This window comes from Streptomyces sp. NPDC012825, from assembly GCF_042900925.1.
Lineage (GTDB): Bacteria > Actinomycetota > Actinomycetes > Streptomycetales > Streptomycetaceae > Streptomyces.
This window is the reverse complement of the sequence record NZ_JBIBBZ010000025.1, coordinates 1-14,950: the sequence shown is the minus strand read 5'-3', so window position 1 is coordinate 14,950 and position 14,950 is coordinate 1. Positions and strand designations below refer to the sequence as shown.

The 14,950-nt window shown below is 72.9% G+C and carries 17 protein-coding genes; 4 read left to right on the top strand and 13 right to left on the bottom strand.

Annotation, left to right across the window (positions count from 1 at the left end; genetic code table 11):
- The first annotated feature begins 18 nt into the window (after positions 1–18).
- Both ACFY7E_RS30390 and ACFY7E_RS30385 read left to right on the top strand, forming a co-directional pair.
- The gene (locus tag ACFY7E_RS30390; protein WP_030211255.1) at positions 19–687 is read left to right on the top strand and encodes a TrkA family potassium uptake protein; all 669 of its coding nucleotides are present in this window, start codon (positions 19–21) and stop codon (positions 685–687) included.
- The gene (locus tag ACFY7E_RS30385) at positions 687–1,358 is read left to right on the top strand and encodes a TrkA family potassium uptake protein (protein ID WP_030211251.1); all 672 of its coding nucleotides are present in this window, start codon (positions 687–689) and stop codon (positions 1,356–1,358) included. The genes ACFY7E_RS30390 and ACFY7E_RS30385 overlap by 1 nt, the downstream gene beginning before the upstream one ends.
- 140 nt (positions 1,359–1,498) lie before the next feature.
- On the opposite strand, the gene ACFY7E_RS30380 is transcribed toward ACFY7E_RS30385, so the two are convergent.
- The 8 genes from ACFY7E_RS30380 to ACFY7E_RS30345 all read right to left on the bottom strand — a co-directional run bounded on the left by ACFY7E_RS30380 (position 1,499) and on the right by ACFY7E_RS30345 (position 8,964).
- The gene (locus tag ACFY7E_RS30380) at positions 1,499–2,245 is read right to left on the bottom strand and encodes a DUF3159 domain-containing protein (RefSeq protein ID WP_389490455.1); all 747 of its coding nucleotides are present in this window, start codon (positions 2,243–2,245) and stop codon (positions 1,499–1,501) included.
- 3 nt (positions 2,246–2,248) lie between these two features.
- Positions 2,249–2,647, bottom strand: a complete 399-nt coding sequence (locus ACFY7E_RS30375; RefSeq protein ID WP_383440238.1) for an OB-fold nucleic acid binding domain-containing protein — start codon at positions 2,645–2,647, stop codon at positions 2,249–2,251.
- Positions 2,648–2,704: 57 nt separating this feature from the next.
- Positions 2,705–3,391 carry a response regulator gene (locus ACFY7E_RS30370; RefSeq protein ID WP_383440236.1) on the bottom strand — a complete coding sequence of 229 codons (687 nt, stop codon included), beginning with the start codon at positions 3,389–3,391 and terminating at the stop codon, positions 2,705–2,707.
- Between the two features lie 82 nt (positions 3,392–3,473).
- Positions 3,474–6,020 (bottom strand): DUF4118 domain-containing protein, encoded by a 2,547-nt coding sequence (locus tag ACFY7E_RS30365; RefSeq protein ID WP_389490452.1) that lies wholly within the window; start codon positions 6,018–6,020, stop codon positions 3,474–3,476.
- A 106-nt stretch (positions 6,021–6,126) separates the two neighbouring features.
- Positions 6,127–6,855, bottom strand: coding sequence for an ABC transporter ATP-binding protein (locus tag ACFY7E_RS30360; protein ID WP_389490450.1), 729 nt, complete (start codon positions 6,853–6,855; stop codon positions 6,127–6,129).
- A gap of 252 nt (positions 6,856–7,107) precedes the next feature.
- Positions 7,108–7,866, bottom strand: a complete 759-nt coding sequence (locus ACFY7E_RS30355) for a DUF3710 domain-containing protein (RefSeq protein WP_389490448.1) — start codon at positions 7,864–7,866, stop codon at positions 7,108–7,110.
- A gap of 1 nt (position 7,867) precedes the next feature.
- A complete protein-coding gene (gene dut / locus ACFY7E_RS30350) occupies positions 7,868–8,380 on the bottom strand; it encodes a dUTP diphosphatase (protein WP_383444323.1) in 513 nt (170 codons plus the stop codon).
- A complete protein-coding gene (locus ACFY7E_RS30345) occupies positions 8,380–8,964 on the bottom strand; it encodes a PaaI family thioesterase (protein WP_030211231.1) in 585 nt (194 codons plus the stop codon). Before ACFY7E_RS30345 ends, dut begins: the two co-directional genes overlap by 1 nt.
- 58 nt (positions 8,965–9,022) lie before the next feature.
- On the opposite strand from ACFY7E_RS30345, the gene ACFY7E_RS30340 reads away from it, so the two are divergent.
- Positions 9,023–9,535, top strand: coding sequence for a DUF3093 domain-containing protein (locus ACFY7E_RS30340; protein WP_389490445.1), 513 nt, complete (start codon positions 9,023–9,025; stop codon positions 9,533–9,535).
- A 24-nt stretch (positions 9,536–9,559) separates the two neighbouring features.
- Here ACFY7E_RS30340 and ACFY7E_RS30335 read toward each other — a convergent pair whose 3' ends face one another.
- The 4 genes from ACFY7E_RS30335 to ACFY7E_RS30320 form a co-directional block, all read right to left on the bottom strand.
- A complete protein-coding gene (locus ACFY7E_RS30335; protein ID WP_389490442.1) occupies positions 9,560–10,633 on the bottom strand; it encodes a hypothetical protein in 1,074 nt (357 codons plus the stop codon).
- A 12-nt stretch (positions 10,634–10,645) separates the two neighbouring features.
- Positions 10,646–10,942: a DUF4193 domain-containing protein gene (locus ACFY7E_RS30330; protein WP_003955561.1), complete on the bottom strand. Its 297-nt coding sequence runs from the start codon at positions 10,940–10,942 to the stop codon at positions 10,646–10,648.
- Positions 10,943–11,337: 395 nt separating this feature from the next.
- Positions 11,338–12,579 carry a sensor histidine kinase gene (locus tag ACFY7E_RS30325; RefSeq protein ID WP_383444333.1) on the bottom strand — a complete coding sequence of 414 codons (1,242 nt, stop codon included), beginning with the start codon at positions 12,577–12,579 and terminating at the stop codon, positions 11,338–11,340.
- Between the two features lie 5 nt (positions 12,580–12,584).
- Positions 12,585–13,238 (bottom strand): response regulator transcription factor, encoded by a 654-nt coding sequence (locus ACFY7E_RS30320; RefSeq protein ID WP_030211224.1) that lies wholly within the window; start codon positions 13,236–13,238, stop codon positions 12,585–12,587.
- A gap of 348 nt (positions 13,239–13,586) precedes the next feature.
- Between ACFY7E_RS30320 and ACFY7E_RS30315 the strand changes: the two genes are divergently transcribed.
- Entirely contained in the window at positions 13,587–13,760 is a 174-nt protein-coding gene (locus ACFY7E_RS30315; RefSeq protein WP_167346881.1) for a hypothetical protein, read from the top strand.
- A 124-nt stretch (positions 13,761–13,884) separates the two neighbouring features.
- Here ACFY7E_RS30315 and ACFY7E_RS30310 read toward each other — a convergent pair whose 3' ends face one another.
- Positions 13,885–14,694 carry an inositol monophosphatase family protein gene (locus ACFY7E_RS30310; RefSeq protein WP_389490440.1) on the bottom strand — a complete coding sequence of 270 codons (810 nt, stop codon included), beginning with the start codon at positions 14,692–14,694 and terminating at the stop codon, positions 13,885–13,887.
- Positions 14,695–14,950 lie beyond the last annotated feature (256 nt).

The window sequence follows — 14,950 nt, the reverse complement described above, 5'->3', positions numbered from 1 at the left end:
AGTGCGGGGTAAGGGGACGTGCACATCGTCATCATGGGCTGCGGGCGAGTGGGAGCCGCTCTCGCGCAGACCCTCGAACAGCAGGGGCACACGGTCGCGGTCGTGGACCAGGACCCGACGGCTTTCCGCCGCCTGGGGTCGGGTTTCGGCGGTCGGCGCGTCACGGGCGTGGGGTTCGACCAGGACACGCTGCGCGAGGCCGGGATCGAGGACGCCGGTGCCTTCGCCGCGGTGAGCAGCGGCGACAACTCGAACATCATCGCGGCGCGGGTCGCGCGCGAGATGTTCGGCATCGAGAACGTGGCGGCGCGGATCTACGACCCGCGCCGTGCCGAGGTCTACCAGCGTCTGGGCATCCCGACGGTCGCGACGGTCCGCTGGACCGCCGACCAGATGCTGCGGCGGCTGCTGCCCTCGGGCGCCGAGCCCCTGTGGACGGACCCGAGCGGCGGGGTGCAGCTCGCCGAGGTGCACACCTCGCCGGCCTGGATCGGCCACAAGATCAGCCGGCTCCAGGACGAGACGGGCGTGCGCGTCGCGTTCCTGACCCGGCTCGGCGAGGCCGTCATCCCCTCGTCGCAGACGGTGCTCCAGGAGGGTGACCTGGTGCACGTGATGATGCGTACGGACGAGATCGCGAAGGTCGAGGAGGCCTTCGCCGAGGGCCCCGAGGAGGGTGGTCACTGATGCGTGTCGCCATTGCGGGCGCGGGCGCGGTGGGCCGTTCCATCGCGGGCGAGCTCCTGGAGAACGGGCACGAGGTCCTCCTCGTCGACAAGGCGCCGACCGCCATCTCGGTGGAGCGGGTGCCGCAGGCGGAGTGGCTGCTCGCCGACGCCTGCGAGATCACCTCCCTGGACGAGGCGGCGCTCCAGCGCTGCAACGTGGTGATCGCGGCGACCGGCGACGACAAGGTGAACCTGGTCGTCTCGCTGCTCGCCAAGACCGAGTACGGCGTGCCGCGGGTGGTCGCCCGGGTGAACAACCCGAAGAACGAGTGGCTGTTCAACGAGGCGTGGGGCGTGGACGTGGCCGTCTCGACGCCGCGTCTGATGTCGGCCCTGGTGGAGGAGGCGGTGAGCGTCGGCGACCTGGTCCGGCTGCTGCGCTTCAGCCACGGCGACGCGAACCTGGTCGAGCTGACGCTCCCGCCGGAGTCGGCCGTCGCCGGCACCTCGGTCGGGGACGTGGACTGGCCGCAGGACACCTCGCTCGTGACGATCATCCGCGGCTCGCGGGTGCTCACGCCGAGCCCGGAGGAGACTCTGGAGGCCGGTGACGAGCTGCTGTTCGTGGCCGCGCAGGCGCGCGAGGAGCAGCTGGAGGACCTGCTCCAGGTGCGGCGCGAGACGCCCTGACGGCCGCTTGTCGCACGCCGTACGCCGTATGCCGTACGGGGAAGGGCCCGGACCTGTTCGTCAGGTCCGGGCCCTTCCCCGTGTACGGGCTGTACGCGGCGTACGGGCTGTACGCGGGGTACGTGCGCCGGAGGCGGGTCCTAGATCTCCGGCCGGCCCTCGGCCGCGGCCGCTTCCTTGCGGGCCTTCTCCGCGCGCTCCTCCGCCTCCATCTCGGCGAAGACGTCGATCGGCGGCGGGGCCTTCGCCAGGAACACCCAGGTGAGGTAGACCGCGAGCAGGAACGGCGGGATCTTCAGGGCGACCGAGACCCAGCCGAACCGGGTCGGGTCGGCCCACCAGTACAGCGGGAAGAGGACCGCGCACTTGCCGAGCAGGATCAGGCCCCAGGCCAGGCTCGCCTTCGTGTACGCCTTCTTGCGGCCCGGGTTGCGGGTGCGCCAGGAGAGGTTCTCCTTGAAGACCGGGCCGAGGATCAGGCCGATCAGGGGGACTCCGGCGATCGCGGTGACGATGTACGCGAGGGCGAGGCCGAGCGTGTACAGCATGCCCGGCAGGTAGAAGTCCTTGGCGTTGCCCGTCATCATCGCGAAGACCACGCCGAAGGCGACGCCGAAGACGCCGCTGAAGGCGTGCTTGACGGTGTCGCGGCGGATCAGGCGGACGGCGACGAGGGCCAGCGAGACCCCGAGCGCGGCGATCGCCGAGCTCTTCAGGTCCTTGTTGATCGTGAAGATCGTGACGAAGAGCAGACCGGGCAGGACCGTCTCGACCATGCCCCGCAGGCCGCCGAACGCCTCGAACAGGGCGGCCTCGGTGACCTCCTTCGAGGCGCGGGCGTCCTGGGCGTCCTGGTCCGTGCTGGTCGGCTTGTCGAGGGACGTCACCGGCTACTCCTGTCCGAGCGGTCGGAGCTCGTATTTGGGGTTGAAGAGGACCCGCCGGCCGTGGCTCATGGAGATCCGGCCGGAGGCGATCAGCTTGCGGCCCGGCTCGATGCCCACGATGGAGCGGCGGCCGAGCCAGACGACGTCGAGCGGCGCCGTGCCGTCGAAGAGCTCGGCCTCGAGCGCGGGCACACCGGCCCGGGGGCGCAGCGTGACCGTGCGCAAGGTACCAGTCACCTTGACTATCTGGCGGTCGGAGCAGTCGCAGATTCGCGTGCACCCCGACGCCTGGGCGTCCTCCTGGAGCTCCTCGGACTCCAGGTCCTCGGGGGAGGAGGAGAGCCGGTCGATCATCCGGCGGAATCTGCCGGCCGGCTTCTCTGTACGCGGTGCAGCACTCATACAGAAAGCGTACCGGCCGCCGCTGTCACGGGAGGCGGGCCCGGGGCGCCCCTCCGTTCACCGTTCGAAGCGGTACCCCATGCCCGGTTCGGTGACGAAGTGGCGCGGGTGGGACGGGTCGCGCTCCAGCTTGCGGCGCAGCTGCGCCATGTACACCCGGAGGTAGTTGGTCTCGGTGCCGTACGAGGGTCCCCAGACCTCCTGGAGGAGCTGCTTCTGGCCGACCAGGCGGCCGCCGTTGCGGACGAGGACTTCGAGGAGGTGCCACTCGGTGGGGGTGAGCCGGACGTCCCGGCCGTCGCGGTGGACCTTCTTCGCCGCCAGGTCGACGGTGAAGGCCTCGGCCTCGACGAGGGCGGCCCCGCCCTCGGGGACACCGACCGGCTCGTTCCGGCGCACGGCGGCGCGCAGCCGGGCGAGCAGTTCGTCCATGCCGAAGGGCTTGGTGACGTAGTCGTCGGCGCCCGCGTCGAGGGCCTCGACCTTCTCGTCGGAGGTCTGGCGGGCCGAGAGGACCAGGATCGGCACCCGCGTCCAGCCGCGCAGGCCCCTGATGACCTCGACGCCGTCCATGTCGGGCAGGCCGAGGTCGAGGACGACGACGTCGGGGTGCCGGTCGGCGGCGAGGCGGAGGGCGGTGGCGCCGTCGGGGGCGGAGTCGACCTCGTACTTCCGCGCCTTGAGGTTGATCACCAGGGCGCGGACGATCTGCGGCTCGTCGTCGACCACGAGGACCCGGGTCATGGAGGAGTGCCTTCCTTTTCGGCCGCCGTACGGGCGGACTGGTGCGGAGCAGCGGGAGGGGGTGTACGGGGTGGGGCGCGGCTCAGGTCACCGCGTGGGCCGGCAGGTCGGCGGCCGGTGCCGGGGGTCCGCCCCGCGCGGCCGGCAGGGTGAGGACCATGGTGAGGCCGCCGCCCGGGGTGTCCTCGGCGCCGAGGGTCCCGCCCATCGCCTCGACGAAACCGCGGGCCACGGCGAGGCCGAGGCCGACTCCGGAGCCGCGCGGGGCGTCGCCGAAGCGCTGGAAGGGTTCGAAGATGCCGTCCTTGGCCGTGTCGGGGACGCCGGGGCCGCGGTCCACGACCCGCAGCTCGACCCGGTCCCCCAGGGTGCTGGCGGCGACGGCGACGGGCACGCCCCCGGGGCTGTACTTCACGGCGTTCTCCACGATGTTGGCGACGGCCCGCTCCAGGAGGCCCTTGTCGACCTCGACCATGGGCAGCGTCTCGGGTATGTCGAGCTCGGCGCTGCCGTCCGGCACGCCTCCGAGGGCCATGGGGACGACCTCGTCGAGGTCGACGACCCGCATGAGGGGGGCGACGGAGCCGGTCCGCAGGCGGGACATGTCGAGGAGGTTGCCGACGAGGTGGTCGAGGCGGTCGGCGCCGGCCTCGATGCCCTCCAGGAGTTCGGCCCGGTCCTGTTCGGACCACTCGACGTCGTCGGAGCGGAGGGAGGAGACGGAGGCCTTGATGCTCGCGAGCGGGGTCCGCAGGTCGTGGCTGACGGCGGCGAGCAGGGAGGTGCGGATCTTGTTGCCCTCGGCCAGCTTCCGCGCCTCCTCCGCCTCGCCGACGAGCCGCTGCCGGTCGAGGACGACGGCGGCCTGGGCGGCGAAGGCGCCGAGGACCCGCCGGTCCTCGGCGGGCAGCACCCGGCCGGACAGGGCGAGCGCCAGGCGGTCCCCGACCGGCATGTCGGCGTCCGCCTCCTCCGGCCGGACCGCCGGATGGGGGCCGACGCTCGCGACGGGCGTCCACGGCTCGACCTCGTCCTCGCGCTCCAGGAGGGCGACCGACTCCATGGAGAAGGTCTCGCGGACCCGTTCGAGGAGGGCGTCCAGGCTGGTCTCGCCGCGCAGCACGCTGCCCGCGAGGTGGGAGAGGACCTCGGACTCCGCGCGGAGCCGGGCGGCCTGGTGGGTGCGGCGGGCGGCCAGGTCGACCACCGAGGCGACCGACATCGCGACGCCGAGGAAGACGGCGAGGGCGACGATGTTCTTGGGGTCGGCGATGGTCAGCCGGTGGACGGGAGGGGTGAAGAACCAGTTGAGGAGGAGCGAACCGGCGGCGGCCGAGGCGAGCGCCGGCAGGAACCCGCCGAGCAGCGCGGAGGCCACCGTCAGGGCGAGGAAGAGCAGCATGTCGTTGGCGAGGCCGAGGTCGGCGTCGACGTGGGTGAGGAGCAGGGCGAGGCAGGCGGGTCCCGCGACGCCGACCGTCCAGGCGGCGAGGATCCGGGAGCGGCCGAGGCGGGCGCCGCGCGCGACCGGCAGGCCGCGTCCCTTGGCGACCTCGCCGTGGGTGACGATGTGGACGTCCAGGTCGGGCCCGGAGTCGCGGGCGACGGTCTGGCCGACGCCGGGGCCGAGGATGTACTGCCAGGACCGGCGGCGGCTGGAGCCGAGGACGATCTGGGTGGCGTTGACGCCGCGGGCGAACTCCAGGAGCGCGGTGGGGATGTCGTCGCCGATGACGTGGTGGAACGTTCCGCCGAGGTCTTCGACGAGGGTGCGCTGGACGGCCAGTTCCTTCGGGGAGGCCGCGGTGAGTCCGTCGCTGCGGGCGATGTAGACGGCGAGGACCTCGCCCCCGGCGCCCTTCTCGGCGAGGCGGGTGGCCCGGCGTATGAGGGTGCGGCCCTCGGGTCCGCCGGTCAGGCCGACGACGATGCGTTCCCGGGCCTGCCAGGTGGAGCGGATGTTGTGCTCGCCCCGGTACTTGCGGAGGTACTCGTCGACCCGGTCGGCGGTCCAGAGCAGCGCCAGTTCGCGCAGGGCGGTGAGGTTGCCGGGGCGGAAGTAGTTGGAGAGGGCCGCGTCGACCTCGTCCGGGGTGTAGACGTTGCCGTGGGCCATCCGGCGCCGCAGCGCCTCCGGGCTCATGTCGACCAGTTCGATCTGGTCCGCCCGGCGCACGACCTCGTCGGGGACGGTCTCCCGCTGGCGCACGCCCGTGATCGCCTCGACGACGTCGCCGAGCGACTCCAGGTGCTGGATGTTGACGGTGGAGACGACGTCGACGCCGGCCGCGAGCAGTTCGGCGACGTCCTGCCACCGCTTGGGGTTGCGGGAGCCGGGCGCGTTCGTGTGGGCGAGCTCGTCGACGAGGGCGACCGCGGGGCGGCGGGCCAGGACCGCGTCGACGTCCATCTCGGTGAGGGCGGCCCCCGGGTGTTCCAGGGTGCGGCGCGGGACCTGCTCCAGGCCGCGCAGCATCGTCTCCGTGCGCGGGCGTCCGTGGGTCTCGACGAACGCCACCACGCAGTCCGTGCCGCGCTCCACCCGGCGGTGGCCCTCGGAGAGCATCGCGTAGGTCTTGCCGACGCCCGGCGCAGCGCCGAGGTAGATGCGTAGCTTGCCGCGTCCCATGGATCGACCATACGTCCAGCCGATCGGGCGTCCCGCACGCGGAGAACGGCCGGGGGCCGTATTGACGTGATCCTGATGCCCGATCGACGGAGACCCCCGGGCGTCCTCAGGCTTCCAGGATCTCGCCGTCGCGCAGCTCCAGGACCCGGTCCGCCAGGCCGAGGAGCTGGGGGTCGTGGGTGGCGACCAGGGCCGTGCAGCCCTCGCCGCGGACCACGGCCCGCAGCAGCTGCATGACGGCGAGCCCGGTCTCCGCGTCGAGCTGACCGGTCGGCTCGTCGGCTATGAGGAGGGCCGGCCTGTTGGCGAGGGCGCGGGCGATGGCGACCCGCTGCTGCTGGCCGCCGGAGAGCTCGCCGGGCCGCTGGGCCGCGTGGTCGGCGAGGCCCACCAGTCCGAGCAGCAGGGCCACCCGCTCCTCGCGCTCCTTCGGGTCCGCCCTGCGCAGCCGCAGGGGTACGCCCACGTTCTCCGCGGCGGAGAGGATCGGGAGGAGGCCGAAGGACTGGAAGACGAAGCCGATCCGGTCGCGGCGCAGCTCCAGGAGCCCGCTCTCGCCGAGCGTGGAGAGGTCGGTGCCGTCGATGACGATCCGGCCGCCGTCGGCGGTGTCGAGGCCGCCCACGAGGTTGAGCAGCGTCGTCTTGCCGGAGCCGGAGCGGCCCTTGAGGGCGACGAGCTCGCCGCGCGGGATGTCGAAGGAGACGCCGCGCAGGGCGTGGACCGCGGCCTCGCCCGTGCCGTACGAGCGGCGCAGGTCCTCGACGCGGACCATGGGCCGGTCCGCCGGGTCCCCGACGACGGCCGTCGCGGACCCCGTGCCGCTCTCGCTCACCCTGCGTCCCCCTCTTCGAACGTGTGCGCCCGCCAGTATGGTCCGCCGCGGGTCCGGAGGACCAGGGCCGGGTCCGGCGCCTGTGGAAAACCGGCGGGACCGGGGCCGGGCGAGACCGCGCCCCGTGGAGAACCGGCGGGAGGGGCGGCAGGAGCAACGGCGGGAGAGGCCGAAAGGCCGGTGGGCCGTTCCCGTACGAGAGGTACGGGAACGGCCCACCGGCCCTGTTCACGGGCTTCCGGAGCCCGCCGCTCAGCGGATCTCGGAGATCTCCGGACCGCGCTGGAGCTGGCCCATGCCGCCGGAGAAGCGGGAGTTCTCCTGCTCCTCCTGCTGCACGCCGTCCGGCACCATCTGCGCGTCGTTCGGCAGCTTGAGGACGATCGGGTCGCGCGGGGCCATCGGGCCGTCACCGCGGACGACCACGGTGTCGCGGACGATCTGCTCCAGGAGCCCGGCCGCCTCGGGCTGGACCGCGCCCTGTCCGGAGATCACTCCGCGCAGGAACCAGCGGGGCCCGTCGACGCCCACGAAGCGCACGAGCTGCACGCCGCGGTTGCCGTCCGGCAGCTGCACGGGGACCTGCGCGCGCAGCTCCCAGCCCAGCGGCCCCTCGACCTCGTCGATGACACCGCCCTGCTGGACGATGCCCGTGGCGATCTCGTCACGGACCTCGCCCCAGATGCCCTCGTTCTTGGGGGCGGCGAAGGCCTGGAGCTGTACGGCGCTGTCGCGCAGCACGACGGTGGCCGCGACGATCGCGTCGCCCGCCACCTCGACCCGCAGCTCCATGCCCTCGACGCCGGGTACGAAGACTCCGCCGAGGTCCACGCGGCCCTCGTCGGGCTTGCCGACCTCGGAGATGTCCCAGGGCCCGTCGGGCCGGGGCGCGGGCGGGAGGTTCACCCGACGCGGCCCGGCCGCGTCCTCGCCCTCCGCCGCGTCGACGACCTGCTCGGCCTCGCCCGCCGCGTCCTCGGCGGCACCGCTCTTCTTGCGACGTCCGAACACGTCACTGTCCTTCCCGGTCGGATACGACCGAAGCGTATCGATTCCCACCCGTCGTGCCGCCCACGGCGGCGTGACCGCCGGTGGACCCGAAGCCCCCCTCGGCCCGCGCCGAACCGGGAAGTTCCGCCACCTCGTGGAAGCGCACCTTCTCGACCTGCTGGACGACGAGTTGGGCAATCCGGTCGAATCGTTCGAACCGCACGCTCTCGTGCGGGTCGAGATTGACCACGATCACCTTGATCTCTCCACGGTACCCGGCATCCACCGTCCCCGGGGCATTCACGAGCGCCACTCCGCAGCGGGCCGCGAGACCGGAGCGCGGGTGCACGAAGGCGGCGTACCCGTCGGGGAGGGCCAGGGAGACGCCGGTGGGCAGGACGGCGCGCTCGCCGGGGGCCAGCACGGCGGCCTCCGTGGTCACGAGGTCGGCGCCGGCGTCGCCGGGGTGCCCGTAGGCCGGGACGGGGACCTCGGGGTCCAGGCGCCGGATCAGTACGTCGACGGGGTTGCGCATCAGGGGTTCACCTCGAAGGCGCGGGCGCGCCTGACCTGGTCGGGGTCGGACATGGCCGCCCGGATCTCCTCCGGGCGCCCGTTGTCGATGAAGTGGTCGACCTTGACCTCGATGAAGAGGGCGTCGGCGCGGACGGCGACGGGGCCTTCCGGCCCGCCGATCCGGCCGACGGCGGTCGAGTAGAGCTTGCGGCCGTGCACGGCGGTGACGGCGGCCTCCAGGTGGAGCACGGTGCCGACCGGGACGGGCCGCAGGAAGTCGGTCTCCAGGCGTCCGGTCACGGCGATGACCCGCAGCAGCCAGTTGAGGGAGCCGAGGGTCTCGTCGAGCGCGGTGGCGAGGACGCCGCCGTGCGCGAGGCCGGGGGCGCCCTGGTGGTCGGCGGTCACCGTGAACTCGGCGGTGACGGTCACGCCCTCGCCGGCCCGCGCCTCCAGGTGGAGGCCGTGGGGCTGCCCGCCGCCGCACCCGAAACAGTGCCCGTAGTGCGAGCCGAGCAGCTCGCCGGGGGCCGGCGCGTCGGGGTGGCGTACCGGCGGTATGGCGTCGGCCGGCGGGGTGAGGGCGGCAGATGTTGCAGTCACAGGCGCAGACCTTACCCGCGCGGACGGACGCGGGTCGCGCCGTGCCAAGCTTGGACGCATGCAGCCTTCCGTACCGTCCCCGACCCCCTCCCCCGAGTCCTCCGCCGTCCCGGCCGCGCCGCGCTTCGACGAGCGGCTGACGGCGCCCGGCTCCTGGTGGGTGATCGCGGGCCTGCTCGGCCTGTCCGGCGGTCTGATCATGTTCCCCTTCGGGACGGTCCCGATGCTGGGCGGTCTGATCGTGGCGGCGGTGCTCGCCGGGGTCGCGGTCTCCTCGTACGGCTCCGCCCGGATCCGGATGGTGGCCGGTTCGCTGGTGGCGGGCGACGCGCGGATCCCGGTCTCCGCCCTGGGGGCGGCCGAGGTGCTCGACGCGGAGGAGGCGCGCGCCTGGCGCACGTACAAGGCGGATCCGCGCGCCTTCATGCTGATGCGCGGCTACGTGTCGCGGGCGGTGCGGATCGAGGTGACGGACCCGGCGGACCCGACGCCGTACGTGTACCTGTCCAGCCGTGAGCCGGAGGCGCTGGCCGCCGCGCTCGAAGCCGCACGGACCGGCGCCGGGGGCTGACGGCGGCGCCGGGGGCCGGGGCGGCTAGAAGCCCAGCTCCTCGGGGTTCTCCGGCTGCTCCAGCGGGGGCAGCTCCGGGAGGGCGCTCCAGGGGACCTGGCGCTCGCGCAGGTCCTTGCGGATGTGCGAGGCGAGCTTCTTGGTGTCGCGGCGGTTCATGACGGCGCCGACGGCGGCGCCCACCATGAACGGCATGAGGTTCGGCAGGTTGCGCACCATGCGCTTCATGATCTGCTGGCGCAGTTCGCGTTTGAGCTGTCCGCCGAGCGCCGCGTTGACGGTGGTGGGCTTGGTGGGGTCGATGCCCCGCTCCTCGGCCCAGGAGGTCAGATAGGCCGCCGAGCGCTGGGTGAGCCGGCCGGGGGGACGCAGCCCGTACACCTCGTGCAGTTCGGCGATGAGCTTGAGCTCCACGGCGGCGACGCCGGTGATCTCGGCCGCCAGCTCGGCCGGCAGGGCCGGGGGTACGGGGAGCATGGCGGCGACGCCGATGCCCGCGCCCACGGTCGACGAGGCGTTCGCCGCGCCGGTGACGAGTTTGTCGGCGATCTCCTCCGGACCGAGTCCGGGGAACTGCCTGCGAAGGGTCGCCAGGTCGCGGACGGGGATCCTCGGGGCGAGGTCGATCAGCCGGTCGGCCAGATGGCCGATGCCCGCTTTCGCGCCGTCTCCGCCGCGCTTGACGCCCTGGGCGACGCCGCGCCGGACGGCGTCGACGCGATCGGAGTCGATCTTCATCCTGCCGAGCCGGCTCCGCGCCGGGTCGGCGAGCCGTTTGACGGCGCCGAGGCGCCCGGCCCGTCGTGCTTCGACGGGCGACCCGTCGTCCGGTCCCGTGCCCCGCTCGGCGGGGAGGGAGGCGTCCTCGGGAAGGGACGTCTCCTCGGGGAGGGGTGCCGCCTCGGGTCCGGTGACCGCTTCGAGCGAGGCCGGCAGGCCCCGCTCGTCGTCACGTGCTCCGAGGGAGGGCAGGGAGGCGGTGGGCTCGGCGTCGGGGGCCTCCTGGGCACCCTCTGCCGGGCCTTGTCCGCCCTTGTCCGTCCGCGGGCTCCCGGGGAGCCGCAGACGCCGCTTCCGGGACGGTGTGTCGCCTGCCACGGTCGAGCGTTCTCAGTCGCAGTCGCGGCAGATGGGCTGACCGTTCTTCTCCCGGGCCAGCTGGCTCCGGTGGTGCACGAGGAAGCAGCTCATGCAGGTGAACTCGTCGGCCTGCTTGGGCAGGACCCGGACGGCCAGCTCCTCGTTCGAGAGGTCGGCGCCGGGAAGCTCCAGGCCTTCGGCGGCCTCGAACTCGTCGACGTCGACGGTCGAGGTCGACTTGTCGTTCCGGCGGGCCTTCAGTTCCTCAAGGCTGTCCGAGTCGACGTCGTCGTCGGTCTTGCGTGGGGTGTCGTAATCCGTTGCCATGTCGCTCTCCCCCTCTGGGTGGTTGCGGTGTCTCCAGCGCACGTAACGCGTGAGAGGTCGGACTTGTGCCCGACCTGAGGCGGAGATTTTGCCTCACATCAAGGTCTGTTACTCAATCGACACCCGTCGCGCCCTCTCACGAGTGATCGGCTTCGGGTGGCGAACCGGACCGTACACGGTCCCGCGGGTGCCCTCTGCAGGCGCCACCCCGTGTACTTCCCGTCATACGGGGTCCTGAAAACCCGGACTTTTCCTGGTTTTCGGAGGGATTTCCCGGTCACGGAGAGTGGACGCCCACGCACCCCTCCCTGTGATCGATCACACATGAGCGTCTCAGGAATGGGGGCGCGGAATTCCGCGCAAAGCGAACGGAACCGGTCGGCCCGTGCAGTGTGTCAGATCGGCAGAGTGACGCGCATCACGAGACCGCCGCCCTCGCGGGGCTCCGCGATGATACGGCCGCCGTGGGCGCGGGCCACGGACCGGGCGATCGACAGGCCGAGGCCGACCCCCTTGTCGCTGCCGGTCCGCTCCTGCCGGAGCCGCCGGAACGGCTCGAAGAGGTTGTCGATCTCGTACGCGGGGACCACGGGTCCCGTGTTCGAGACGAGCAGCACCGCCTGGCCGTGCTCGACCCCGGTGGTGACCTCCACCCAGCCGTCCTCCGGCACGTTGTACCGCACGGCGTTCTGGAGCAGGTTCAGCGCGATCCGTTCGAGCAGGACGCCGTTGCCCTGGACGACGGCGGGCGCGCGCTCGCCGCGGATCTCGACGCCCCTGCCCTCGGCCTCGGCGCGCACCTGGTCGACGCCCCGATCGGCGACCTCGGCGAGGTCGACGGCCTTGCGCTCGATGATCTGGTTGTCGCTCCGGGCGAGCAGCAGCAGGCCCTCGACGAGCTGCTCGCTGCGCTCGTTGGTGGCGAGCAGGGTCTTGCCGAGCTGCTGGAGCTCCACCGGTGCCCCGGGATCGGAGAGGTGCACCTCCAGGAGGGTCCGGTTGATCGCGAGCGGGGTCCGCAGCTCGTGCGAGGCGTTCGCGACGAACCGCTGCTGGGCGGTGAAGGCCCGCTCCAGGCGCTCCAGCATCTCGTCGAAGGTGTCGGCCAGCTCCTTGAGCTCGTCGTCCGGGCCGTCCAGCTCGATCCGCCGGGACAGGTCCGAACCGGCCACCTGGCGGGCGGTGCGGGTGATCCGGCCGAGCGGGGAGAGCACCCGTCCCGCCATGGCGTAGCCGAAGGCGAAGGCGATGATGCTCAGGCCGAGCAGGGCGAAGAGCGAGCGGCGCAGCAGGTCCTCCAGGGCCAGGTCGCCCTGGTGCCGCAGGCAGATCGTGACGGCGTCGTTGAGCTGGTCGCCGGTGGGGTTGTTCTCGGGCAGCCGGCACCAGGAGGTGGTGGGCTGGACCGTGCCGTTGACGACCTTGAAGGGGAGCTGGGCGACGCTGTCGCTGAGGGCCTGCGCGGTGAAGAGGTAGATGATCGAGAGCAGCAGGATGCCCGCGATCAGGAACATGCCGCCGTACAGCAGGGTGAGCCGTATGCGGATGGTCGGGCGCAGGAGCGGGCGGACCGGGTCCCTGGGGTCCCAGGTCGGCTTCGGGGGCGCCTGGGGGTGGGGCGCGGGAGTCGTGGCCATCGCGTTCAGATCCGGTACCCGGAGCCGGGCACGGTGACGATGACGGGGGGCTCGCCGAGTTTGCGGCGCAGGGTCATGACGGTGACGCGGACCACGTTGGTGAACGGGTCGGTGTTCTCGTCCCAGGCCTTCTCCAGGAGCTGCTCGGCCGAGACGACGGCGCCCTCGCTGCGCATGAGGACCTCCAGGACGGCGAACTCCTTCGGCGCCAGCTGGACCTCGCGGCCGTCGCGGAAGACCTCGCGGCGGTTCGGGTCGAGCTTGATGCCGGCGCGCTCCAGGACGGGCGGGAGCGGCACGGTCGTGCGGCGGCCGAGCGCCCGCACGCGCGCGGTGAGCTCGGTGAAGGCGAAGGGCTTGGGGAGGTAGTCGTCCGCGCCCAGTTCCAGGCCCTCCACGCGGTCGCTGACGTCGCCGGAGGCGGTGAGCATCAGGACGCGGGTGGGCATGCCCAGCTCGACGATCCGGCGGCAGACGTCGTCGCCGTGCACGAGGGGGAGGTCGCGGTCGAGGACGACGACGTCGTAGTCGTTGACCCCCACGCGCTCCAGGGCCGCCGCGCCGTCGTACACGACGTCGACGGCCATGGCCTCCCGGCGCAGTCCGGTGGCCACCGCATCGGCGAGCAGCTGCTCGTCCTCGACGACGAGTACGCGCACGTCGTACATCCTTCCCGTGGAGCCGCCTCCCGGGACGGGAGCGGCCGAGACCTGAGCTGATTGTGGGTGTCCATCCTGCCCCGTACGCGCGTAAACCGGCTGTAAGGCGGGGGTGCGGGCCCGGGGCCGGGCGGAGCCCCGGAGAGGGGCACCGAGAATTCACCTCATTCGCGGGCCAGTTGAGGTTTCCCTGAGGAAAGGGGTGGGGAGGACGACTGCACACCCCGCGATCACGCCCTGTATGTGGCACGCCACCCGGCGCTCTCTGTCCCCCAGAGACCGCGGCGCGTGATCCGAACACCCTCGGCACACCCCCGTGCCACCCGACCCACGACGAGGGGGCGCACGATGGACGCTTTCACCGCAGGCCTGCTGCACCGCATCAGGACCACGCAGACGGACCTCACGCGGGCGCGTGAGACGGGAGACGACTACCTGGCGGAGGTGGAGCAGGCCGAGCTGGAGGACCTGCACCGCCTGGCCGCCGAGCACGGCGTGGAGGTGGCCGTACCGGGCGTCTGACCCGCCCACCGCTTCCACCGCTTCCACCGCTTCCACCGGTGGGGCCGTACACCCGGGCAGGGCCCCGGTGCCGTCATGGCGCCGGGGCCCTCGTCCGTCCGCTCCCGGTCCGCCGGGGCCGGGGTCAGTCGTGCCAGGCCCCCAGCTCCTCCAGGAGTTCCTGAAGGGGCGCGAAGAGGCCCGGGGAGGCCGCGACCGCCAGGTCGCCGGACTCCGGCTCCCCGGGGCGGCCGCCGGTCAGGGCGCCCGCCTCGCGGGCGATCAGCGCGCCCGCCGCGAGGTCCCAGGGGTTGAGGCCGCGCTCGTAGTAGGCGTCGAGGCGGCCCGCGGCGACGTCGCAGAGGTCGAGGGCGGCCGAGCCGCCGCGACGGATGTCGCGGACGCGCGGGATCACCTGCCGGGCGATGTCGGCCTGGTGGGCGCGCCGGGTCTGGACGTACGCGAAGCCGGTGCCGACCAGGGCGAGGTCGAGCGGGGGCGAGGTGCGGACGGCGAGCCGCCGGTCCCCGGCGTACGCGCCGCGGCCGAGGACCGCGTGGTACGTCTCGCCGCGCAGCGGCGCCTCGACCACGCCGACGACGGCCTCGCCGTCGCGTTCGGCGGCGATCGAGACGCCCCAGGTGGGCAGGCCGTAGAGGTAGTTCACGGTGCCGTCGAGCGGGTCGACGATCCAGCGGACGCCGCTGGTGCCGGGGCTGGCGGCGCCCTCCTCGCCGAGGAGGCCGTCCTGCGGGCGGTGCTCGGCGAGGAAGCCGGTGATCAGCTTCTCGGCGGCGATGTCCATCTCGGTGACCACGTCGATGGGACTCGTCTTGGTCCTCGCCACGGTCAGGTCGTCCGGCCGGCCGTCGCGCAGCAGCGCTCCGGCCCGCCGGGCGGCCTCCAAGGCGAGGTCGTGCAGCTCGGTGAGCAGGGGGTCGGGAACCTCGGTCATGGGATCTCCTTGCGCGTACGGACAGGTCACGGATCTCTCGCCCGCGTACGGACGGGCCACGGGTCTCGCGCGCGTACGGGCGGGTCCGGGTCGCGGGCCTCACCCGCGCGTACGGCTCCGCCCACGCATACGGCTTCGCCCGCGCGTCGGGGCTCCTACGCGTACGGGCTGTCGGCGCCGGCCGCCGCGGGCCGTTCCGTCCTGGCCGGGCAGCAGCCGATCGGGCACAGGTCGTGGGAGGGTCCGAGCGCGCCCA

What these genes read in the sequence shown, in the direction of transcription:
- ACFY7E_RS30385 (WP_030211251.1), top strand. Translation starts at nt 687, where the DNA reads ATGCGTGTCGCCATTGCGGGCGCGGGCGCGGTGGGCCGTTCCATCGCG.
- ACFY7E_RS30375 (WP_383440238.1), bottom strand. Translation starts at nt 2,647, where the DNA reads ATGAGTGCTGCACCGCGTACAGAGAAGCCGGCCGGCAGATTCCGCCGG.
- ACFY7E_RS30370 (WP_383440236.1), bottom strand. Translation starts at nt 3,391, where the DNA reads ATGACCCGGGTCCTCGTGGTCGACGACGAGCCGCAGATCGTCCGCGCC.
- ACFY7E_RS30365 (WP_389490452.1), bottom strand. Translation starts at nt 6,020, where the DNA reads ATGGGACGCGGCAAGCTACGCATCTACCTCGGCGCTGCGCCGGGCGTC.
- dut (WP_383444323.1), bottom strand. Translation starts at nt 8,380, where the DNA reads ATGCGCAACCCCGTCGACGTACTGATCCGGCGCCTGGACCCCGAGGTC.
- ACFY7E_RS30340 (WP_389490445.1), top strand. Translation starts at nt 9,023, where the DNA reads ATGCAGCCTTCCGTACCGTCCCCGACCCCCTCCCCCGAGTCCTCCGCC.
- ACFY7E_RS30330 (WP_003955561.1), bottom strand. Translation starts at nt 10,942, where the DNA reads ATGGCAACGGATTACGACACCCCACGCAAGACCGACGACGACGTCGAC.
- ACFY7E_RS30325 (WP_383444333.1), bottom strand. Translation starts at nt 12,579, where the DNA reads ATGGCCACGACTCCCGCGCCCCACCCCCAGGCGCCCCCGAAGCCGACC.
- ACFY7E_RS30315 (WP_167346881.1), top strand. Translation starts at nt 13,587, where the DNA reads ATGGACGCTTTCACCGCAGGCCTGCTGCACCGCATCAGGACCACGCAG.
- ACFY7E_RS30310 (WP_389490440.1), bottom strand. Translation starts at nt 14,694, where the DNA reads ATGACCGAGGTTCCCGACCCCCTGCTCACCGAGCTGCACGACCTCGCC.